At 70.7% G+C, this 21319-nt stretch carries 22 protein-coding genes; 12 read left to right on the forward strand and 10 right to left on the reverse strand.

Annotated elements, in window-relative coordinates:
- Positions 1 to 50 precede the first annotated feature (50 nt).
- The gene (locus AC4D2E_RS10980; RefSeq protein ID WP_104168678.1) at positions 51 to 371 is read right to left on the reverse strand and encodes a putative quinol monooxygenase; all 321 of its coding nucleotides are present in this window, start codon (positions 369 to 371) and stop codon (positions 51 to 53) included.
- A 204-nt stretch (positions 372 to 575) separates the two neighbouring features.
- On the opposite strand from AC4D2E_RS10980, the gene AC4D2E_RS10985 reads away from it, so the two are divergent.
- Both AC4D2E_RS10985 and AC4D2E_RS10990 read left to right on the forward strand, forming a co-directional pair.
- Complete coding sequence (locus tag AC4D2E_RS10985; RefSeq protein WP_490952647.1) at positions 576 to 1079, forward strand: YkvA family protein; 504 nt, start codon at positions 576 to 578, stop codon at positions 1077 to 1079.
- A 44-nt stretch (positions 1080 to 1123) separates the two neighbouring features.
- A complete protein-coding gene (locus AC4D2E_RS10990; protein ID WP_490952648.1) occupies positions 1124 to 2152 on the forward strand; it encodes an isopenicillin N synthase family dioxygenase in 1029 nt (342 codons plus the stop codon).
- Between the two features lie 84 nt (positions 2153 to 2236).
- On the opposite strand, the gene AC4D2E_RS10995 is transcribed toward AC4D2E_RS10990, so the two are convergent.
- Positions 2237 to 2626 carry a phytanoyl-CoA dioxygenase family protein gene (locus AC4D2E_RS10995; protein ID WP_490952649.1) on the reverse strand — a complete coding sequence of 130 codons (390 nt, stop codon included), beginning with the start codon at positions 2624 to 2626 and terminating at the stop codon, positions 2237 to 2239.
- A gap of 128 nt (positions 2627 to 2754) precedes the next feature.
- On the opposite strand from AC4D2E_RS10995, the gene AC4D2E_RS11000 reads away from it, so the two are divergent.
- Both AC4D2E_RS11000 and AC4D2E_RS11005 read left to right on the forward strand, forming a co-directional pair.
- Entirely contained in the window at positions 2755 to 3282 is a 528-nt protein-coding gene (locus AC4D2E_RS11000; RefSeq protein WP_490952650.1) for a carbohydrate ABC transporter permease, read from the forward strand.
- A 97-nt stretch (positions 3283 to 3379) separates the two neighbouring features.
- Positions 3380 to 4372, forward strand: coding sequence for a glycoside hydrolase family 43 protein (locus AC4D2E_RS11005; RefSeq protein ID WP_490952651.1), 993 nt, complete (start codon positions 3380 to 3382; stop codon positions 4370 to 4372).
- Positions 4373 to 4401: 29 nt separating this feature from the next.
- Here AC4D2E_RS11005 and AC4D2E_RS11010 read toward each other — a convergent pair whose 3' ends face one another.
- Genes AC4D2E_RS11010 through AC4D2E_RS11020 form a run of 3 tightly spaced genes read right to left on the reverse strand, consistent with a single transcriptional unit; the run spans position 4402 to position 5537 of the window.
- A complete protein-coding gene (locus AC4D2E_RS11010; protein ID WP_490911017.1) occupies positions 4402 to 4710 on the reverse strand; it encodes a DUF3253 domain-containing protein in 309 nt (102 codons plus the stop codon).
- The gene (locus tag AC4D2E_RS11015; protein ID WP_104168689.1) at positions 4703 to 5071 is read right to left on the reverse strand and encodes a 2-polyprenylphenol hydroxylase; all 369 of its coding nucleotides are present in this window, start codon (positions 5069 to 5071) and stop codon (positions 4703 to 4705) included. The genes AC4D2E_RS11010 and AC4D2E_RS11015 overlap by 8 nt, the downstream gene beginning before the upstream one ends.
- A 7-nt stretch (positions 5072 to 5078) precedes the next feature.
- Positions 5079 to 5537 (reverse strand): DUF3817 domain-containing protein, encoded by a 459-nt coding sequence (locus AC4D2E_RS11020; RefSeq protein ID WP_104168690.1) that lies wholly within the window; start codon positions 5535 to 5537, stop codon positions 5079 to 5081.
- 215 nt (positions 5538 to 5752) lie between these two features.
- Here AC4D2E_RS11020 and AC4D2E_RS11025 point away from each other — a divergent pair, with 215 nt between their 5' ends.
- Positions 5753 to 9328, forward strand: coding sequence for a TM0106 family RecB-like putative nuclease (locus AC4D2E_RS11025; RefSeq protein WP_490952652.1), 3576 nt, complete (start codon positions 5753 to 5755; stop codon positions 9326 to 9328).
- A 173-nt stretch (positions 9329 to 9501) separates the two neighbouring features.
- On the opposite strand, the gene AC4D2E_RS11030 is transcribed toward AC4D2E_RS11025, so the two are convergent.
- The 3 genes from AC4D2E_RS11030 to AC4D2E_RS11040 all read right to left on the reverse strand — a co-directional run bounded on the left by AC4D2E_RS11030 (position 9502) and on the right by AC4D2E_RS11040 (position 11807).
- Positions 9502 to 9705: a cold-shock protein gene (locus AC4D2E_RS11030; protein ID WP_026533290.1), complete on the reverse strand. Its 204-nt coding sequence runs from the start codon at positions 9703 to 9705 to the stop codon at positions 9502 to 9504.
- Positions 9706 to 9909: 204 nt separating this feature from the next.
- The gene (locus AC4D2E_RS11035) at positions 9910 to 10905 is read right to left on the reverse strand and encodes an LLM class flavin-dependent oxidoreductase (protein WP_104168692.1); all 996 of its coding nucleotides are present in this window, start codon (positions 10903 to 10905) and stop codon (positions 9910 to 9912) included.
- Between the two features lie 158 nt (positions 10906 to 11063).
- Positions 11064 to 11807 (reverse strand): FadR/GntR family transcriptional regulator, encoded by a 744-nt coding sequence (locus AC4D2E_RS11040; RefSeq protein WP_490952653.1) that lies wholly within the window; start codon positions 11805 to 11807, stop codon positions 11064 to 11066.
- A 195-nt stretch (positions 11808 to 12002) separates the two neighbouring features.
- Here AC4D2E_RS11040 and eat point away from each other — a divergent pair, with 195 nt between their 5' ends.
- From eat to AC4D2E_RS11070, 6 genes are read left to right on the forward strand one after another with little or no spacing between them, the layout of a single operon-like run.
- Entirely contained in the window at positions 12003 to 13436 is a 1434-nt protein-coding gene (gene eat / locus AC4D2E_RS11045; RefSeq protein WP_258069996.1) for an ethanolamine permease, read from the forward strand.
- A gap of 45 nt (positions 13437 to 13481) precedes the next feature.
- Positions 13482 to 14855: a glutamine synthetase family protein gene (locus AC4D2E_RS11050; RefSeq protein WP_490911021.1), complete on the forward strand. Its 1374-nt coding sequence runs from the start codon at positions 13482 to 13484 to the stop codon at positions 14853 to 14855.
- 6 nt (positions 14856 to 14861) lie between these two features.
- Positions 14862 to 15629, forward strand: a complete 768-nt coding sequence (locus tag AC4D2E_RS11055; protein ID WP_104168696.1) for a gamma-glutamyl-gamma-aminobutyrate hydrolase family protein — start codon at positions 14862 to 14864, stop codon at positions 15627 to 15629.
- The gene (locus tag AC4D2E_RS11060; RefSeq protein ID WP_490952654.1) at positions 15626 to 17008 is read left to right on the forward strand and encodes an aldehyde dehydrogenase family protein; all 1383 of its coding nucleotides are present in this window, start codon (positions 15626 to 15628) and stop codon (positions 17006 to 17008) included. Before AC4D2E_RS11055 ends, AC4D2E_RS11060 begins: the two co-directional genes overlap by 4 nt.
- Before the next feature lie 30 nt (positions 17009 to 17038).
- The gene (locus AC4D2E_RS11065) at positions 17039 to 17836 is read left to right on the forward strand and encodes a 3-oxoacyl-ACP reductase (RefSeq protein ID WP_104168698.1); all 798 of its coding nucleotides are present in this window, start codon (positions 17039 to 17041) and stop codon (positions 17834 to 17836) included.
- A 45-nt stretch (positions 17837 to 17881) separates the two neighbouring features.
- Entirely contained in the window at positions 17882 to 18040 is a 159-nt protein-coding gene (locus tag AC4D2E_RS11070; protein WP_181033704.1) for a hypothetical protein, read from the forward strand.
- On the opposite strand, the gene AC4D2E_RS11075 is transcribed toward AC4D2E_RS11070, so the two are convergent.
- Positions 18041 to 18628 (reverse strand): helix-turn-helix domain-containing protein, encoded by a 588-nt coding sequence (locus tag AC4D2E_RS11075; protein WP_490952655.1) that lies wholly within the window; start codon positions 18626 to 18628, stop codon positions 18041 to 18043. It lies immediately after the preceding gene.
- 78 nt (positions 18629 to 18706) lie between these two features.
- Between AC4D2E_RS11075 and AC4D2E_RS11080 the strand changes: the two genes are divergently transcribed.
- Positions 18707 to 19894, forward strand: a complete 1188-nt coding sequence (locus tag AC4D2E_RS11080; RefSeq protein ID WP_490952656.1) for a benzoate/H(+) symporter BenE family transporter — start codon at positions 18707 to 18709, stop codon at positions 19892 to 19894.
- Positions 19895 to 19904: 10 nt separating this feature from the next.
- Here AC4D2E_RS11080 and AC4D2E_RS11085 read toward each other — a convergent pair whose 3' ends face one another.
- Positions 19905 to 21206: a cation:proton antiporter gene (locus AC4D2E_RS11085; RefSeq protein WP_490911027.1), complete on the reverse strand. Its 1302-nt coding sequence runs from the start codon at positions 21204 to 21206 to the stop codon at positions 19905 to 19907.
- Positions 21207 to 21319: the final 113 nt, after the last annotated feature.

A 21319-nucleotide genomic window follows, 5' to 3' on the forward strand; every position in this document is an offset into this window, starting at 1 on the left:
CCGTGCGGGGCGTCCACGGGCGTTCGCCCGACAGATGCCCCGGCGAAGCGCTAGCCGACGGTGAGTTCACCCATCTGGCCCCAGCCCTCGGCGCCGATCCGCTCGCTGATGATCTCCGGCGTCTTCACGAGGGCCTGCGGCATGTCCTGCATCGCCCGGGAGAAGTGGTCGCTGTTCACGTGCGCCTCCGCGGCGTCGTCCTGGAACGCCTCGACGAGCACGAACTGGTGGGGGTCCTCGACGCTGCGGGACCAGTCGAACCAGAGGTTGCCCGGCTCCTGGCGCGTCGCCTCCGTGAAGTCCCGCGTTAGGTCGATCCAACGGTCACTCCACTCGGGCTTCACGGTGAATTTGACGACGATGAAGATCATGGGATGGTGCCTTCCTGGTGGATGCTCGGTACCTCTCCAACCTATAAGGTCCTCCTGCGGGCCGCATGCGGGCCTGCCCCCTGTGCAGGGGGAGTTGTCGGACCGCGGAACTCGGGTGCAGTGCTCGCCCCTTGGGCCGCTCCGACCCCGGGAGCGTTACCGTCGGACCCTGTCCACCAGGGCAGGACGAGCGGGAGGAGAGCCGTGAACTGGCAGCCGGTCCTGGAGCTCGCCGTCGCGATCCTGGCCGCCTATGCGTTCCTCCTCGCCTGCCTCGCCGTCTACGCGCAGCGGCATCCGGAGGTCATCTCGCTGCGGGACGCACTGCGTCTGGGCCCGGACCTCCTGGGGCTCATCCGACGCCTCGCAGCGGACCGTTCGGTCCCGGTGCGGGCGCGCGTCCTGCTCGGCCTCCTCGCGGCCTACCTCGTGGTGCCGATCGACCTCGTGCCGGACTTCCTGCCCGTGATCGGCTATGCGGACGACGTCGTCGTGATCGCCGTCACCCTGCGGGCGGTGGTGCGGGCCGCAGGTCCGGAGGCGCTGACCCGCCACTGGACGGGGTCCGACGCCGGCCTGCGCGCCGTCCGCGCACTGGCAGGCGTGAAGGGTCCGGGAGCCGGTGGTGCAACCGGCCGGGCGGACGGGACCGACGACGACGGAGCGGACGACGACGGGGCCGGCGGGGCCGGCCGCAACACGGCGTAACGCAAAGGCAGGGACGTTTTTTGAACGGGCGTAGTCTCCTGCGCATGCAGCAGTCCACGGGATCGATCCCCGCCCTTGACCTCAGCACCGCCCGTTCCGCCGATGGATCCTTCACCCCCGGCTTCATCGAGGAACTGCGCGACGCCGCCCACACCGTCGGCTTCTTCCACATCATCAACTACGGCGCCACCCCCACGCAGGCGGACGATCTCTTCGACGTCACCCGCCGCTTCTTCGAGCTTCCGCTGGAGGAGCGCCTCCGGATCCACAACCGGTCGTCGCCCCACTTCCGCGGCTACGCCGGCCTCGGCACCGAGATCACGCGCGGCCGCCCCGATGCCCGCGAGCAGATCGATTTCTCCCCCGAGCGGGAGCCCCTGGCCGACTACCCCGCCGACGAGCCGTACTGGCTCCTGCAGGGCCCGAACCTCTGGCCCAGCACCGCACTGCCCGAACTCGAGGAACAGGCGATGGCCTGGGCGGCATTGATGTCGCGCGTCGGCGCCGAACTCCTCTCGGCCATCGCCGTCGCCCTCCACCTCCCGGAGGACTACTTCGCCGAACCCTTCGAGGGCACCCCGGCCTGGATGGCCAAGCTCGTGCACTACGTGGGCGGCGTCGTCGAGGGAGCCGGCTCGCAGGGCGTGGGCGCCCACGCCGACTACGGGTTCGTGACCCTCCTGCTGCAGGACCAGGTGGGCGGCCTCGAGGTCCTCCCCCACGGCACCGACGAGTGGGTCCCGGTCACGCCGATCCCGGGGGCGCTCGTGGTGAACCTCGGCGAGATGCTCGAGGTGGCCACCGAGGGCTACCTCGCGGCGACCATCCACCGCGTCACCGCACCTGCGCCGGGTGTGGACCGCTACGCCGTCCCGTTCTTCTGGTCCCCGCGCCTCGACGCCGTGATCGACCCGGTCCCCCTGACCGAGGACCTGCGGTCCGCCGCCCGCGGCATCTCGGACGACCCCGAGAACCCGATGCTGTCCTCCTACGGCTCCAACGTGCTGAAGGGCCGGGTGCGGGCGCATCCCGATGTCACCGAACTCCACCACCCGGAGCTCGCACGGAAGTAGCCCTCCGACCCGGCACGAACGACGGCGGCGGCACCCACTCGGGTGCCGCCGCCGTCGTCGTCCATGGAACGTGAGGGAGAGCGCTCAGGCCTCACCCATCATGAGGCCCTCGATGGAGTGCTTCTGCGTGATCGGCACCAGGGTGTCCACCACCGGGCAGACCACATGGCGGCGGACCCGCTCGGGCAGGGCCTCGTAGAAGGGCTTCGTCACCGCCATGGCGTGGTGTTCGGCGTTGCCCGCGCCGGGGGCGTCCACCCCGAGCACGAGGACCGGCCGGGACTTCTGCGACTCGTTCTTCGTGCCGCGGTGGATCGTCAATGCGGAGCGGGCGGAGATGTCACCCATCTTCGGGAACTTGCGCTCGGCGAGACCCTCGTACCGCGCATACGCCGACTTCGGCGGGAACATCTCGTGGTCGAAGCCCTCGGGCAGGTCCCACTGCGTGCCGGGAGCGACCTCGAAGGGACCCATGTCCTCCTCGGTGTCGACGGCGGTCAGGTTGAACGCCAGCGACGTCAGCCGCCCGGCCTCCCGCGATCCCGAACCCGTTCTCCCTCGAGGCGTACAGGACGCTCCTCGCGCCGGGGACCAACACCCCGGTGCTGCGGTGGTTCTTCAACAGCATGGTGGCCGCGATCCTCCACTCGGCGCTCGTCGTCGTGACCGCCTCCCTCGCCGCGTACCCGCTGGCCCGGATGAACTTCCGCGGCAAGAAAATCGTCTTCGCGGTCATCGTCGCGACGCTGCTGGTACCCCCGGTGATCCTCATCATCCCGAACTACCTGCTCGTCAGCGACCTCGGGTGGCTGAACTCGCTCGTCGCGATCATCGTGCCGACGGCGGCCTCCGCCTTCGGTGTGTTCTTCATGCGGCAGTTCTTCATCTCCCTCCCGGACGACCTGGAGGAGGCCGCGCGGATCGACGGCGCCAACCGCTTCCAGATGTTCACGCGCATCATCCTGCCGCTCGCGAAGCCGGCGATGGCGACACTCGCGCTGCTGGCGTTCCTCGGCAACTGGAACGACTTCCTCTGGCCGGTCTACGTGCTGTTCACCCCGAGGTGCAGACGCTGCCGCCGGGCCTGGGCACGCTGCAGTCGGCCAACGCGGTCCGCTACGACCTGCTGATGGCGGGTGCCGTGGTGGCGAGCGTTCCGGTGCTCGCGCTGTTCGTCTTCCTCCAGCGCTTCATCATCGAAGGCGTGTCCCGGTCCGGGGTGAAGGGTTGAGGCGTCCGTTCCCCGGCCGCCTGCTCTCACTGATGGCGGTCGCCGCGCTTGCAGCGGCGACCGCCGGGTGCGCTCCGTCGGAGACGTCGGAGGCCGCGCCCACGGCAGCGGAGCAGAACCCCACCCGGGTGCTGGACGAGGAGTTCGCGGACCCTGACATCCTCCAGGTCGGCGACACCTACTACGCCTACGCGACCGAGGGGAACCGCAAGAACGTACAGGTGGCGACCTCCGAGGATCTCCTCGAGTGGGAGCAGCTCGACGAGGACGCACTGCCGGAGCTCCCCTCCTGGATCATCCCGGGCAAGACCTGGGCGCCGGAGGTGACCGAGGTGGCGGAGGGGCAGTTCGTCCTCTACTTCACCGGCACCAACTTCCAGCCGACGCTGCAGTGCATCGGCGTCGCCACGGCCACTGATCCCGCGGGACCGTTCACGGTCGTCGGGGACTCGATGCTGGTCTGTCCCGAGGACGAGGGCGGGGCCATCGACGCCAGCACCGTCGTGACGGACGACGGCCTGAACCTGGTCTGGAAGAACGACGGCAACTGCTGCGACAAGGACACCTGGATCCAGACGGCGCCGCTCTCGGCGGACGGGCTGGCACTCACCGGTCCGCCGCAGAAGCTCATCAAGCAGGACCTCGCGTGGGAGGGCGACCTCGTCGAGGCACCGACCGTCGTGCAGCGGGACGGCGGGTACGTGCTGCTCTACTCCAGCAACGACTACGGGGGCCGGTCCTACACCGTGGGCCGGGCCTCCGCTCCGGCGCTGGAGGGGCCCTGGGAGAAGTCCCCGGAACCCTTCCTCTCCTCGGACTCCTTCGGCGGCGACCGCTACATCGGGCCGGGCGGCCAGGACCTGGCCACCGCTCCCGACGGCCAGGTGTACCTCCTGTTCCACAGCTGGGACGCCGCAGTGACCTACCGGTCGATGCACGCGGAACCGGTGGAGTGGGACGGTGCAGAGCTGTCCCTGACGGACGGCTGAACACCGCCCCGCCTGCGGGGTACCCGGCATCACCCGGACGACGGCGCTTCCCCCGAGGCGCCGTCGTCCGTCGTTGCGGCCGGGCCCTCGATCCAGCGGATGCGGATGGGACCCCGTGCGTCCTGGGCCACAGGTTCCCCGTGCTGGGTGACGTGCACGAGCCCCTCCCCCGCCAGGTCGAAGGCGATGCGTCGCGCCGCGGGCATCAGGTCGCGCCACTGATCCCCGCCGATGCTGCGCGCGGCGTCGGACGGGCACAGCGTCTTCCCGCTGCCCCGCTGCGCGGCGATCCGCAGGATCTCGGCCCGCAGATCGGGATCCGTGACCCCGTCAGGCATCGTCCGTCGCGTCCCCCGCCGCGCGGCCGGCGGAGCCGCCGGGCTTCTTCGGGTGCATGCGGTCGAGTTCCTGCAGCGCTGCGGTCCATCGCGCGGTGCGTTGCGCCGCGGACTGCTCCCACCAGGGCGTCCCCCGCTCGCCGAGCCCTTCCTTGGCGAGCTGGACGGTGCGCCGCGCGCGGGGCAGGGCCGCGCCGTCGTCGCCCTTCGCACTGTTGCGCACGCCCGAGCGTCCTCGCCCGAGGTGGGACATCAGGCGCGCCTTGACGTCGTCCGGCAGCGAGGGGTCGGTCTTCCGCCAGCGGCGGCCGCTGTGGAGGAAGAACCGCTCGTCGTCCGTCGTGTTCCGCAGGTCGGTCATGCGGGCCTCAGCTCGAGGATCCGGGAGGGCCGACGAGCAGCAGCACACTGAAGACCACGGAGATCCCGACGACGGCGACCGCCAGCGCGACGAGCGGACTGCGCAGCACCCATGCCTGGAGCCGCTCCACGGGCGTCCGCGGCGCCTCGGCCCCCGGGGCCAGGCGCCAGGTCCCGGCGAGCTGTCCGCGGCTCTCGATCCACCGCTCGTAGGGAATGGTCGCGAACGGGACGACCGCCGAGGCGAGGCCCAGCAGTCCCGTCACCACCGACCAGCGCTGGTTGATCCAGATGAAGACGGTCGTCGCCACGAAGCAGAGGAACACGAAGCCGTGCACGGCTCCTGCCGGCGGGACGACCGCCTCGGTGGTCCGCGTGACGTACTTGAGGAACATGCCCAGCAGCAGGAAGGCCCAGGTCACCGCCTCCGCGACGGCGACGGTGCGGAAAAGCGTGCGGGGGTTCATGGGGCTCCTGGTCGGTCGGCGATCGGTGCCTCCAATTCTCCCAGACCCTCGACAGCTCGCGTGCCCGCTCATGCTGGGTATCCTCTACTGTCGGTGGGTTCGCGCTGCACCCCGACAGGTCCGGGGCCGCACGCCCTGTGACCCCTGTCACGGGATCGTCGGCGGCCCGTGATGGACTGCTGGTCTCCCCGGCACGACGAAAGGACCAGTGGCCCATGTTCCTGCTCGACGCCCACGGCGCCCCGGACGCGACATCCCCCGACCTCGTGTTCTCGGCGACGGACCTCGTCACCGCGTCGGAGTGCGGGTACCGGCTCCTGCGCATCCTCGACGAGAAGCTGGGACGGGCCCCCCGGGCCGACTTCCCCGTGGACGGGATGCTGCAGCGCGCCGCCGCCCTCGGGGACGTGCACGAGCACCGGGTCCTCGACGAGCTGGTAGCCGAGCACGGGCTGTGGTCGCCGGGCAACGTGTCGGGCGTGTACGACGTCGAACCGGCCGCGTCCCTGGACCGGGCCACCCTGGAGGCCAAGCATGAGGAGTCCCTCCGCGCCCTGCGCTCCGGCGCGGCCGTGGTGTTCCAGGCGGCGTTCTTCGACGGCCTGTTCCACGGGCGCTCGGACTTCCTCGTCCGGCAGGACGACGGCGCGTACGCCGTCTGGGACACGAAGCTCGCCCGCCACGCGAAGGTCGGCGCCCTGCTGCAGCTCGCCGCGTACGGCGACCAGCTGCAGACGGCGGGCATCCCGACGGCGGACGAGGTGACGCTCGTCCTCGGCGACCGCCGCCGCAGCACCCATCGGCTGCCCGATCTCCTGCCGGTGTTCCGCGAGCGACGCACCCGCTTCCTCGAGCTCGTGCACGGCCATCGCAGGCAGGCGGACCCCGTCGGCTGGGGCGCTCCGGGCGTGGCCGCGTGCGGGCGGTGCGACTACTGCGCCGAGCAGGTGCTGGCATCGCGGAACCTCCTTATGGTGGCGGGGATGACCGGCGAGCGCAGGGCACGCCTGCAGTCCCAGGGCGTCACCACGATCGACGACCTCGCCGCGCTGCCCGACCGCCCGGAGGACGCCGCCCTGACGAGGCTGCAGGAGCAGGCGCGCCTGCAGGTCGGGGCGATCGCCGTGGACGGCGGCGTCACCTACCGCGACGCAGAGGGCACGGAGCGCACGCTGTCCTACCGCGTCCTTCCGCAGCACACGCTGGGGGCCCTGCCGGCGCCGAGTCGCGGCGACATCTTCTTCGACTTCGAGGGCGATCCGCTCTGGCAGGACCCCGAGGACGGCAGCTGGGGCATCGAGTACCTGTTCGGCGTCGTCGAGCAGCCGGACCGCGACGGTGAGCCGCCCTTCCGTCCGTTCTGGGCCCACAGCCGTGCGGAGGAGCGCGCGGCGTTCGTCCGGTTCCTCGAGTACGTCCGGCAGCGCCGCCTGCAGCACCCGGACCTGCACGTTTACCACTACGCGGCCTACGAGAAGAGCGCCCTGCGGAGGCTGTCCCTCGTCCATGTGATCGGCGAGGACGCCGTCGACACCCTGCTCCGCGAGGGCGTCCTCGTGGACCTCTACGAGACCGTGCGCCGCAGCCTCCGTATCTCCGAGCGCTCCTACAGCCTCAAGAAGCTCGAGCCCCTCTACCTGGGCGGTAGCCTGCGTTCCGGGGACGTGACCGACGCCGGAGCCTCGGTCGTCGCCTATGCCGCCTACTGTGCCGCCCGCGACGCCGGGGACGGCGCAGCCGCGGCGGAGATCCTCGCCGGCATCACCGACTACAACCGTTACGACTGCCTCTCGACGCTCGGGCTCCGGGACTGGCTGCTCTCGCTCGGGCGGCGGCACGCTCTCCCTGGTGCCGCGGGTCTCCCGTCCGCCGCGCCCGCCCCCGCCCCTGTTCCCGACGCCGAGGACCTCCCCGCCTACGGCCCCGCCCCCGAGGAGGCCAGGCTGCTGGCGTACCTCGCCGACCTGCCGACCGGTACGGGGAGGGGGCCGGACCAGCAGGCCATCGCGCTCGTCGCGGCGGCCGTCGGGTATCACCGCCGGGAGCGGAAGCAGTTCTGGTGGTCCCATTTCGACCGGCTCGCCGCACCCGCCCATGCCTGGGACACCGCACGTGACGTGCTGGTGTTCCGGACCCTCGAGGTGGTGCAGGACTGGGCCAGGCCGACCTCCCGCTCGAACCCCGTGCGGCTGCTGAAGGCGACCGGCACCCTGACGACGGGGGCCGACGTCAGGGAGGGCTCGACCTACTTCGCGATCTACGACGCGCCCGTCCCGCCCGATGCGGACAGCATCGACAGCGGCGGCACGGGGCGCGGCGGCTGGTTCGGCGTCGAGGTGACGGAGCTGTCCGAGGATGCGGACGGCGTCGCGACCGTGGTGTTCAGGGAGAAGCTGCGGCGCGGAGCGCCGGAGCGTCCCGAACTCCCCCTGGCCCTGGCCCCCGACCAGCCGCTGATGACGAGATCGATGCAGGACGCGCTGGCCGCCCTCGCGGACCGGGTGGGCCGGTCGCTTCCGGGAGTGCCCGGGGACCCTGCGCTCGACCTCCTCCGGCGCGTCCCCCCACGCCTCGCGGGCGGCGCCGAACCACCCACGGCACCGCTGCACGGGAACGGTTACGCCGAGGCCATCACCGCCGCCCTGCACCTCCTCGAGGACTCCTATCTCGCCGTGCAGGGTCCGCCCGGTACCGGCAAGACCCACGTCGGCGCCGACGTCGTCTCCCGCCTGGTGCACCTCGGGTGGAAGGTGGGCGTCGTCGCGCAGTCGCACGCCGTCGTCGAGAACCTGCTGTGCCGTGCCATCGAGGCCGGTGTCCCCGCCGACCAGGTCGCCAAACGCACGGAGACACCCGACACACCCTGGACACAACGGTCCGACGACGACGTCGCCCGCCTGATCGGCGGACCGGGTGGCTGCCTGGTAGGAGGTACGGCCTGGACGATGACCGGGAGCAAGGTCCCGGCGCACTCCCTCGACCTGCTGGTGATCGACGAGGCAGGGCAGTTCTCGCTCGCCAACACGATGGCCGTGGCCCGCGCCGCACGCCGGCTCCTCCTGCTCGGCGACCCGCAGCAGCTCCCGCAGGTCACCCAGGGCGTCCACCCGGAGCCGGTCGACGGATCCGCGCTCGGCTGGCTGTCCGCCGGGCACGCGACACTGCCCGGGCGGTTCGGGTACTTCCTCGCGGACACCTGGCGCATGCACCCGGACCTGTGCCGCGCGGTGTCGGCCTTCGCGTACGACGGCCGGCTGACCACGGCTGCAGCAGCGCGCGGGCGGCGCCTGGAGGGTGCTCGGCCCGGCATCGAATGCGTCACGGTCGACCATGAGGGCAATGCGACGGCCTCGGCGGAGGAGGCAGCGGAGGTCGTCGAGCAGGTGCGGCGCCACCTCGGCCTGGCGTGGACCCCCGTGCCGGGTACCGTCCCGCGCCCGCTCGCGCAGGAGGACATCCTCGTGGTCGCGCCGTACAACGCCCAGGTGCAGCTCACCCGGCAGGCACTGCGGACGGCCGGGTTCGGGGACGTCCGGGTGGGCACCGTGGACAGGTTCCAGGGTCAGCAGGCCGTCGTCGTGATCGTCACCATGACGGCGTCCTCCGCCGCGGAGGCACCCCGCGGCATCGGGTTCCTGCTCAACCGCAACCGGGTCAACGTCGCGGTCTCGCGGGGGCAGTGGCGCGCCGTCGTCGTCAGGTCCCCGCGGCTGACCGAGCACATGCCCTCCACGCCGGCCGCCCTGGAGGAACTCGGCGCGTTCATCGGCCTCTGCGACGGGGAGGGCTGAGACCTCCCACGCCCCGCCCGGAGCGGCCTGGTTCATCGGGCGGCACAGCGGCAGCGGCCGGATGCCGGAGTCGGACCCGCCCGGCGGCGCGGCAGATGCGGGTTAACGAAGAAGCAGGTCGGACCGAGGTCCGACCTGCTACTCGCGAAAAGATCTAGTGGAAGATCCGAGCCTTAGAGGGGCTGGATGTTCGACGCCTGAGGACCCTTGGGGCCCTGCTCGGTGTCGAAGCTGACCTTCTGGTTCTCGTCAAGCGAGCGGTAGCCGCTCGCATTGATGGCGGAGAAGTGTGCGAACACGTCTGCGCTTCCGTCGTCGGGAGCAATGAATCCAAAGCCCTTTTCAGCGTTGAACCACTTCACGGTACCTGTTGCCATTTTTGTTTATCCTTCTGAAATTCAGACGCACTCCGACTTTCGGAGCGCCCCAGTCGCGGCGTGCTTGTCCGCTTTTTCAGAGACACGATCCGTCCCGTGAGGGCCAGACCGCGTGAAATACAAATGCGCAACACTACAACCGACACCCACTTAACCAAACCTTGGAGGGTAATGGCAAGCAGGAAGCCAAAGTTCTTTGATCGGCTACCCTTGCGCGGCGACCGGATGCATCGCATCGGCCAGCAGTTCGAAGGAGCGGAGCCACGCGTCGGTGCTCTCCGCCTGGGTCGCGACGATGAGCTCGTCGGCCCCGAACCGCTCGGCGAACTGCTCCAGGTAGTCGCGGACGACGTCGGGCGTGCCGACGGCGCTGTACCGTGCCATCCCGGCCATCTGCTGACCGGCCGGCGACGCGAGGATGGCCTCGGACTCCTCCCGCGTGAAGGTCTGCCCACGGCCCAGGAGCAGGCTCACACGGCGCAGCATGCCCTCGTGGAACTCGTGGTGGGCGTCGTTCGCGCTGTCCGCCGCGATCACGTTCACGCCGGCGATGAAGTGCGGCTCCGAGGACTGCGCGGACGGCGTGAACTCCCGGCGGTAGATGGCAGCGGCGTCCTGCAGCGCCTGGGGGGCGAAGTGCGACGCGAAGGCGAAGGGCAGGCCCAGGGCCGCAGCGAGCCGCGCACCGAACAGCGAGGACCCGAGGATGTAGAGCGGGACATTGGTGCCCTTGCCCGGGGTCGCCTGGACACCGGGCACGCGGCTCTCGCCGCTCAGGTAGCCCTGCAGCTCCTGGACGTCCTGCGGGAAGCTGTCGGCAGCCATGGGGTCGCGGCGCAGGGCGCGCGCCGTGACCTGGTCGCTGCCGGGGGCCCGTCCGAGGCCGAGGTCGATCCGGCCCGGGTGCAGGCTCTCGAGAGTGCCGAACTGCTCGGCGATGGTGAGCGGTGAGTGGTTGGGCAGCATCACGCCTCCCGAGCCGAGACGGATGGTGGACGTGTGCGCGGCGACATGGGCGATGAGCACGCTCGTGGCGGAGGACGCGATGCTGCCCATGTTGTGGTGCTCCGCGTACCAGATGCGGCGGTATCCCCACCGCTCGGCGTGCTGCGCGAGCGAGACGCTCGAGGCGAAGGTCTCTGCCGGCGTGGAGCCTTCAGCGACCTGCGCCAGATCCAGGATGGACAGGGGGACGGACATGGGTGCACCTTCCGGTTCTCGACGACCGCGACGGGGTGTGTCGCGGGTCTTCTCAGGGAACGGTTGCCCGGGTGTATCTATTTCCCGCGCGGGCAGGGACAGCGCCACGGAGGAAGCCGCGGAGGCCCGGGGCGCGGCCCGGACGAGCGCGGGAGTCGCTACGCCCCCTCCGCATCGCCGTCCGCCTCGTCGAGGAGGAACCCCCGCAGGAGGGCAGCGGTGCCCTCGAGGTGGGCGGTCATCTCGGCCTGCGCGCGCTCCGGGTTGCCCCCGAGCACCGCCTTCACGATGGCGGCGTGCTGCCGGTTGGAATGGCTGATGTTCGCCGCCAGGAAAGGGATGCGGTCGAGCATGTCGTTGGTCTTGGACCGCGCCTGGGCCACGGCGAGCGCCAACGACGGCGACCCCGCCACCTCGGCGATGGCGAGATGCAGCCGGGCGTCGAGGGGGCGATACCGGGCTGCGTCGGCGTCGTCCACCGCCTGCAGTGCTCCGAGCAGGTCACGGCGCGCCTCCTCCGAACACGCCCGCTGGGCGGCGAGGCGGGCTGCGCCGGGCTCGACGACGGCACGGAAGGCGAGGACGTCCTCCACCTCGGAACGGCGCAGGGAGGCGGGGCTGTCGCCGCCGGCCGGCAGCGACGCACTGACGACGGCGCCTCCGTAGCGGCCGCGCTGGACGGTGAGGTAGCCCGCGGTCTGCAGGTCGGCGAGCCCGTCGCGCAGGGTGGACCGGGAGACGCCCAGGTGCTCGGCGAGGTCCCGCTCGGGCGGAAGCCGTGACCCGGCGGGGAACACGCCCAGCTTGATGGCATGCAGGAGCCGTTCGACCGTCTCCTCGAACGCGTTCCCCCTGCGTGCCGGCTGGATGAGCCGGAAAACAGGATCCGCAGGGTCGCTCATGCTTCCAGCTTACGCACCGGCCGGCGGCCCTCATCCCCGCCGGTCGGCAGCCCTCTTGACGAACCGGATCGGGGGGACGAGCATTAGGGCACTCTTTGGACTGATATCAGTCCAATGCTGTCGGCGTGGATCCGCTCCGCCGAGAAAGGCCTGCCCTACCCGTCCTCCATCCGGCCGTCCAACCAAGGGGTACACGTGGCACACAGGAACATCGATTACACCGCCGTCGACGACCAGTACCACAAGCACCGGAAGCTGAAGAGCGGGGCCGCCGGCTGGGTCCTGCTGGCCGGGCTCGGGGTCGCCTACGTCATCTCGGGGGACTTCTCCGGCTGGAACCTCGGACTCGCGGAAGGCGGGTGGGGCGGCCTGCTCATCGCCTTCATCCTGATGGGCATCATGTACACCTGCATGGTGTTCGGCCTGGCGGAGATGTCGTCGACGCTCCCGACGGCCGGTGCCGGCTACGGGTTCGCCCGCCGCGCCCTCGGTCCGCTCGGAGGCTTCGCCACGGGGATGGCGGTACTCATCGAGTACGCGGTCGCGCCCGCGGCGATCGCCACGTTCATCGGCGGGTACATCGAGGCGCTCGGGCTCTTCGGCATCACCAACTCGTGGCCGGTCTACCTCGTCACCTACGTGGTGTTCATCGGGATCCACCTCTGGGGCGTCGGCGAGGCGCTCAAGCTGATCTTCGGCATCACCGTGGTCGCCGTCGTCGCCCTGGTGGTGACCGTCGTCGGGCTCCTGCCGCATTTCGACACCGCGAACCTGTTCGACATCGTCCCCGACGGGTCGGCCGGATCGTCGGCCTTCCTGCCGTACGGGTTCTCCGGTGTCCTCGCCGCGCTGGTGTTCGGGATCTGGTTCTTCCTGGCCATCGAGGGCGTCCCCCTCGCCGCCGAGGAATCCAGCGACCCGAAACGGGACATGCCGCGGGGCATCATCGTCGCCATGCTGCTGCTCCTGGTCTTCGGCGCGCTCATGCTCTTCCTGGTACCGGGGGCGGCAGGCGCCGAAGCGATGGGCCAGTCGGACTCCCCGCTCCCTGAAGCGCTGCGGGCGGCAGCGGGCGGGGACTCCGCCCTCGCCGACTTCGTCAACTACGCAGGGCTCGCGGGCCTCGTGGCCAGCTTCTTCTCGATCGTCTACGCCTACTCGCGGCAGCTCTTCGCCCTCTCGAGGGCCGGCTACCTCCCCCGCGTCCTCTCCCTCACCTCGAAGCGCCACACCCCGTGGGTGGCTCTTATCGTCCCGGGGACCATCGGTTTCCTGCTCGCCGCCCTGACCGGCAACGGCGGGCTCCTCATCAACATCGCCGTCTTCGGTGCCACCGTGTCCTACGTCCTGCTGAACCTGTCGCACATCCTCCTGAGGTTCAGGGAACCCGGGCTCGAGCGGGGATACCGCACGCCGGGCGGGGTGGTCACGACGGGCATCGCCCTCGTCCTCGCCGTCATCGCCCTGGTGGCCACCTTCTTCGTCGACATCCTCGCTGCCTCCATCACCGCCGCCATCTTCCTCGGTGCCCTCGCCTACTTCTGGTTCTACAGCCGCCACCACCTGGTGGCGAGCGCCCCGGAGGAGGAATTCGCCCTGCTGGAGAAGGAGGAGCAGGACCTGGCCTGACCCGACCCCACCCGCGACGCCACCCCACCCGACAGAAGGAAGCTCATGGACCCGCATCCCCGCAGTGAACGTATGCTCACCGTCGACCAGCTCACCTCGGCCGTCGAGGCAGGTGAAATCGACTCGGTGGTCCTGGCGTTCACCGACATGCAGGGCAGATTGCAGGGCAAGGTGATCCACGGCCGGTTCTTCCTCGACACGGTCCTCGGCCACGGCACGGAGGGATGCAACTACCTGCTGGCAGTCGATACCGACATGAACACCGTGGAAGGCTATGCGATGTCGAGTTGGGACACCGGGTACGGGGACATGGTGTTCGACCTCGACCTCGACACCATCCGGCGCCTCCCCTATCGGGAGGGCACGGTGATGATCCAGTCGGACCTGTCCTTCACCACCGGCGAACCGGTCCGGGTCGCCCCGCGCAGCATCCTCAAGGCGCAGGCCGCGAGGGCCGCGGACCGCGGCATGCGGGCGTTCTCGGGGACGGAGCTCGAGTTCATCATCTACAACGACTCGTTCGAGGACGCCGGCCTCAAGCACTACCGCGATCTCGTTCCCGCCAACCAGTACAACGTCGACTACTCGATCCTGGGGTCCCTGCGCGTCGAACCGCTCCTGCGGGACATCCGCAATGCGATGTACCAGGCGGGCATGATCGTCGAGTCGGCCAAGGGCGAATGCAACTTCGGTCAGCACGAGATCGCGTTCAAGTACGACGACGTGGTCGTGACGGCCGACAACCACAGTGTCTACAAACTGTCGGCGAAGGAGATCGCATCCCAGCGGGGCCAGTCGGTGACCTTCATGGCCAAGCCGAACCAGAGGGAGGGCTCCTCCTGCCACATCCACATGTCCCTCCGGAGCGACGACGGCGGACTCGTGTTCTGGGACGAGGCCGGGAACCAGCGCACGCCGCTCTACGACCACTTCATCGCGGGGGTGCTCGCGACCATGCGCGAGTTCACGCTCTTCTACGCGCCCAACATCAACTCCTACAAGCGCTTCTCCAAAGGCTCCTTCGCACCGACGGCGGTCGCCTGGGGGCTGGACAACCGGACCTGTTCGGTCCGCCTCGTGGGCCACGGCTCCTCCGCCCGCCTGGAGAATCGGGTCCCGGGCGCGGATGCGAACCCCTACCTCGCACTCGCGGCGATGCTCGCCGGCGGACTGTACGGCGTCGAGAACGAACTGGAGCTGCCACCACGGATGGACGGCAACGCCTACCTGTCCGACGCCGACCACGTGCCCGCCACGATGCAGGAGGCCCGTGACCTCTTCGCCGGCTCCGCGATCGCGCGGGAGGTCTTCGGCGAGGAGGTGGTGGAGCACTACACCCACTATGCCGACGTCGAGCTGGCGCAGTTCAACGCGGCCGTGACGGACTGGGAAGTGCGGCGCGGGTTTGAACGACACTAGGGCGTCATGGTGACGACCGAGCCCGCACAGGGCACCTACCGCCCGAGGGTCGGCCTCACCACGTACTGGCAGTCCGCGGCCTGGGGTGTCTGGGACGGCACCGCGGCCATCGTGCCGGGCGCCTACGTGCGCGCCGTCGTGGACGCCGGCGGGAGCCCCCTCCTGCTGCCACCCGTGGGCACCGATCCGAGCGTCGTCGGCCTGCTCGACGGTCTGATCGTCATCGGCGGGGTCGACGTGGACCCTGTGCGCTACGGCGCCGCGCCGCATCCGACCACGGTGTCCCAGCCGGAGCGCGACGACCACGACCTCGCCCTGACGCGGGCGGCGCTGGCCGCCGGCACACCCCTCTTCGCCATCTGCCGGGGGGCGCAGGTCCTCAACGTCGCCCTCGGCGGCACGCTGCACCAGCACCTGCCCGAGGTGCGGGAGGACGCAGCGCGGTATCAGCCCGCGCCGGGTGTCTTCGGCAGCGTCGACTTCACCACCGAACCGGGGTCCATCGCCCGGCAGCTGCTGGGGAAGCGGGCGTCGAGCCCGTGCTACCACCACCAGGGCCTGGACAGGATCGCCGACGGACTGTGCGTGACGGCCCTGGCCGCGGACGGGACGGTGGAGGTCGTCGAAGCGGCCGTCGGGGGCCCTGTCGGCTGGACCCTCGGCGTCCAGTTCCATCCCGAGGAGAACGGGCAGGACAGGCGCCTGTTCGGCGGCTTCGTCGACGCTGCCCGCACCTACGCCTCCCGCCTCGCCCCTGAAAGGACCGCGTCATGAGCTCTACCCATCAGATCCTCGACCCTGCGACCGAGAAGGCCATCGGCACGGTCGCCATGGCGGGACCCGAGGACACGGATGCCGCGATCCTGCGGGCGGCCGACGCCTTCCCCGCCTGGCGGCAGGTGGCCCCGGCGGACCGTGCGCTGCTGCTCCGGCGGTTCGCCTCCGCCGTGGATGCGGAGATCGAGGCGCTCGCCGCGCTCGAGGTGGCCAACGCCGGCCACACGATCGGGAATGCGCGCTGGGAGGCCGGCAACGTACGTGACGTCCTGACGTACTACTCGGCGGCCCCCGAACGCCATCTCGGGCAGCAGATCCCCGTCGCGGGCGGCGTGGATGTGACGTTCCACGAACCGCTCGGCGTCGTCGGCATCATCGTGCCGTGGAACTTCCCCATGCCCATCGCAGCGTGGGGTTTCGCCCCGGCGCTCGCCGCCGGCAACACGGTGGTCCTGAAACCGGCCGAACTCACCCCCCTGACGGCGATACGGCTCGGTGAGCTCGCACTGCAGGCCGGGATCCCCGAGGGCGTGTTCACCGTCCTGCCGGGCAAGGGCTCCGTCGTCGGTGCACGCTTCGTCACCCACCCTGCGGTCCGCAAGGTCGTCTTCACCGGTTCCACCAGCGTGGGCAAGCAGATCATGGCGGGCTGCGCGGAACAGGTCAAGCGCGTGACCCTCGAACTCGGCGGGAAGAGCGCCAACGTCATCTTCGCCGACGCAGACCTGGAGAAGGCCGCCGCCGCGGTACCCGACGGGGCCTTCGACAATGCCGGGCAGGACTGCTGCGCCCGGTCCCGGGTGCTCGTCCAGCGGTCCGTGTACGACGACGTCCTGGGCATGCTGGGAACCGCGGTGGAATCCGTCAGGGTGGGCGATCCGGGCCTGGAGGACACGCACATGGGTCCGCTGATCTCGGCCGCCCAGCGCGACGCCGTGGCGCGATTCGTCTACGACGCGGACGGGAGGACCGTGGCCGACGTCGCCTTCCAGGGCGCCGCCCCCGACGGACCCGGCTTCTGGTTCCCGCCCACCGTCATCACGCCCTCGGATCCCCGGTCCGCCGCCTTCACGGAGGAGATCTTCGGCCCGGTGGTCTGCGTCGTCCCGTTCGAGGACGAAGCGGATGCCGTCCGGCTCGCCAACGACTCGGCCTACGGACTGTCCGGATCCATCTGGACGCGCGACGTGGGCCGCGCGCTCCGCGTCTCACGGGCCATCGACGCGGGGAACCTCTCCGTGAATTCGCACTCCTCCGTCCGGTATTCCACGCCGTTCGGCGGCTTCAAGCAGTCCGGCCTCGGCCGGGAACTGGGCCCCCAGGCCCTCGACGCGTTCAGCGAGACCAAGAACGTCTTCATAGCCACCGACGCCTGAGTGGCGTCCATCCGACCAGAAGGAGTGCCCATGACCGCCCTGCCCTACAACGGACTCGTGACCAACCGCCTCCAGGGGCGCACCGCGGTCGTCACCGGGGGCGCCTCGGGGATCGGCCTGGCCACGGCCCGGCGCCTCGCCCACGAGGGGGCGCACGTGGTGATCGGGGACATCTGTCCGGACGCGGTCGGGGAGTCGCTGGCGGAGCAGTTCGGCGGCAGCTTCATCCGCGCCGACGTCACCAGCGAGGACGATGTCCGGGCGATGTACGCCTTCGCCCTCGCGACCTACGGTTCGGTCGACATCGCCTTCAACAACGCGGGGATCTCGCCCGACGACGACTCCTCCATCCTCGACACGGGGATCGACGCCTGGCGCCGTGTCCAGGAGGTGAACCTGACGAGCGTGTACTACTGCTGCAAGCACGTCCTGCCCTACATGCAGGCGCAGGGACGCGGGTCGATCATCAACACGGCCTCCTTCGTGGCGGTCCTCGGCGCCGCCACGTCCCAGATCTCCTACTCCGCGTCCAAGGGCGGCGTGCTGTCCATGAGCCGTGAGCTGGGGGTGCAGTTCGCCCGGGAGGGGATCCGGGTGAACGCGCTCTGCCCGGGCCCCGTCAACACCCCCTTACTGCAGGAGCTGTTCGCGAGCGACGCCGAACAGGCCCGACGCCGGCTCGTCCATATCCCGCTGGGGCGCTTCGCCGAACCCGACGAACTGGCTGCCGCCGTCGCCTTCCTGGCCTCGGACGACTCGTCCTTCATCACGGCCAGCCAGTTCATGGTCGACGGCGGCATCGCCGGCGCCTACGTCACGCCCCTGTGACGGCGCACGGCCCCGAGCCTGCGCCGGATCTGCTTGACTGGGCGCATGCCCAGCGACCCACTTCCGTCCGAAGCCGCGCTCCGCGAGCGCCAAGACCTCCTCGTCCGCGAGCTCGCGGTGGAACAGAACTCCGCCCGCCTGCAGGCGCTCAGCGACGAGCTGGAGGCCATCCAGCGCCGGCTCGAGCAGCTGCGCCACGCCTGATCACTGCATGATCACCGCGTGACCGGCGCCTGATCCGTCTCGGCGCGCCGGCGTCTCGATGGTCAGGACCCCCTCCGCGCCCCCGTCCGTCGACGCGTAGGAGTGCACCGTGTCCCCGTGCCAGGACAGCGCGTCGCCGGCCGTCGCGTCCTGCTCGGAGCCGAGCACGCCCACGCGTGCGCTGCCCCGCACCACCCGGAAGTGCTCCACGGTCCCCGGTCCGTGGGCCGGTGACACCCGCGTCCCCGCCGACGCGATGGTGAGCCAGAAGACCTCGGTGGTGCCGCCGTCGTCGTGCGTACGCACCGTGAGCAGCCGGGCCTCCACGACGCCGTCGGAGACGCCACGCCCCGTCCCGTCCCCCACGAGTCCGGTGAGCGGTACCTTCAGGGGGCCTGCGAGCGCGTAGAGCGTCCCGAGGGTCGGATTGCGGGTCCCCGCCTCCAGTTCGGACAGCGTGCCCTTCCCGATGCCCGCCTGCAGTGCCAGGGCGCTGAGGGAAAGCCCGCGGTCCCGGCGCAGCCGCGTGATCCTGCGGGCGACGGCGGAGTGCAGGGATTCGTCGCGGTCCGGTTTGTCCTCGGGCATCCCTGCATCCTACGCTGGCCGTTCCGTATACAGAACGAATTCCGAGGGCGCTGCGCGCCACCCGACAGGAGTCCCGCGGTGCACACCAGATCCTCCGTCCGGCCCGGTCTGCACGAACCCGTCCTCGCCGGCATCGTCACCGCCCTGGTGGGCTTCACCTCGTCGTTCGCCGTCGTGCTCGCCGGCCTGCGGGCCACCGGCGCGTCACCCGAGCAGGCCGCCTCCGGGCTGCTGGCGCTGACCGCGGTCGTGGGCCTCGGGATCGTCCTGCTGTCGCTGCGGTACCGCATCCCCGTCACGCTCTCGTGGTCCACCCCGGGTGCCGCCCTGCTGGCCGGTGCCAGCATCCCGTCCGGCGGCTGGCCCGCGGCGGTCGGCGCCTTCCTGGTCACCGGCGTCCTCATCGCGCTGACCGCGGCGGTGCCGTGGCTGGGCCGGATGGTGGCCCGCATCCCGCAGCACCTCGCGCAGGCGATGCTCGCGGGCGTGCTGCTCCCCCTGTGCCTGGCGCCGTTCCAGTCCATCGGCACCATCCCGCTCCTGGTGCTGCCGGTGATCCTCGTCTGGCTCGCCGCCTCGGCCCTCGCCCCCAAGTGGTCGGTCCCCCTCGCGCTCCTCGCGGCCCTGGCCGTGATCGGCGTCCAGCTCGGCCTCGCGGGTACGGCCATCGACGCGTCGTCCCTGGCCCCGTCCCTGGCATTCACCGTCCCGGTCATCGAGCCTGCCGCCGTCCTCGGCATCGCCCTGCCGCTCTATGTGGTCACGATGGCGTCGCAGAACCTCCCGGGCGTCGCCGTGCTCTCGTCCTTCGGCTATGAGGCCCCGTGGCGGCCCGCCCTGGCCGTCACGGGCGCGGGGACCGCCGTCGTCGCGCCCTTCGGCGGCCACGCGGTCAACCTCGCGGCCCTGTCGGCCGCGCTGTCCGCAGGCGAGGGTGCGGGTGAGGACCGCGACCGCCGGTGGATCGCGGCCCTCACCGCGGGCCTGTCCTACCTGGTGCTCGCTGCCTGCTCGGGGGCGCTCGTCGTCGTCGTGGGCGCCGCACCCGCCGGGCTCGTGGAGGCGGTGGCCGGGCTCGCCCTGATCGGCACCATGGCGACGGCGGTGACGGCGTCCTTCCGGGACGCGACCGGGCGTATGAGCGGCGCCGTGACGTTCCTCCTCGCGGCGTCCGGCCTGTCCGTCCTCGGGATCGGCGGGGCCTTCTGGGCGCTCGTCGGCGGGCTGGCGGTGCGGACCGCCATCGAACGGAAACGGCCCGCCTGACCGGCGACGGCTAGACGGGCGTATGCGGCGCCTGCGCCTCGTCGCCCTGTTCACGTGCCTTGCGCTGCCGTGCCCGGTCCAGCGCGTTGATGACCGGCGCCGCGGTGATGCCGTGCACCACGATCGACATCACGATCACCAGCGCCCCGATGCGCCACAGCGTGGACTCGTCGGCCGTGAACTCCCCCTTCGACAGCGCGTAGCTGAGGTAGTAGATGGACCCGATGCCGCGCACACCGAAGAAGGCGAGGGTGCTGCGCTCCCGCGGACCGGTCTTCCCGCGGGCCAGGCTGATCCAGCCGCTGACGGGCCGGACGAGGAGGATGAAGGCTGCGGCGACCACCACTTCGAGCGGGCGCAGGCCCTCGAGCAGCCCACGTGCCACGGCACCACCGAGCAGGACGAGCACGACGACCGTCAGCAGGCGCTCGAGCTGCTCGATGTAGCTGTGCAGGACCCCGTGGTAGCCGTGGGTCTGCTCCCCCGCGCGGATGGTGACGGCGCACACGAACACGGCGATGAAGCCGTAGCCCTCCACCGCCTCGGTCACGCCGTACGTCAGGAAGGTGGCCGCGAGCGCGACGAAGCCCTCGGAGTGGTTGGCGAGGCGGACGCTCTTGATGGGTGACCGGAAGAAGATGCGGCCGAGCAGCATGCCGATCCCGACGCCGAACGCGCAGCCGATGATGATGCGCCACAGCACGTCGAGGAGGATCCATTCCGGGAACCAGGCCGACGGAGCGAGCCCCACGGTGCTCAGCAGGATCGCGAGGTAGATGAAGGGGAACGCGAGCCCGTCGTTGAGGCCTGCCTCGGAGGTCAGTCCGAACCGCACCTCGTCCTCGGCGTCCAGGTCCTCCTCGGACTCCGACGGCTCGCCGACCTGCACCTCCGAGGCGAGCACGGGGTCGGTCGGCGCGAGGGCGGCGGCGATCAGCAGGGCCGACGCGACGCCGAGGCCGAGGACCCACATCCCCATGAGGGTCAGTCCGAGGATGCACAGCGGCATCGCGATGCCGAGGAGCCGCCAGGTGGTGGACCACCGGTGCCAGCCGACCTTGCGGTCCAGTGCCAGCCCGGCGCCCATCAGCGAGATGATGACGCAGACCTCGCTGAGGTGGATGGTCACGTCGCTGTACTTCATGGGGTCCGGGTCCGGAAGGTCCTTCGCGAACGTGAAGATGATGATGCCGGCGGCGAGGAAGACCATGGGCATGGACACGGGGGCGCGCATCAGCAGGCGGGGCAGGAGGGCGGCCGCGAACACCGCAAGCCCCGCCGCCGCGAAGATGATGCTTGGAGCCTCGAACACGTGCGACCTCTTCCGTTTCCCTGCGACCTGGCGCTCAGCCCCCGAGCCAAGAGTAGGGCAGGCCGGGGTGTCGCCGGAGCGCGCCTGCCTCATCACGGTTCCCCGCCGGCAGC

The organism is Arthrobacter sp. TJ-265 (assembly GCF_058269135.1).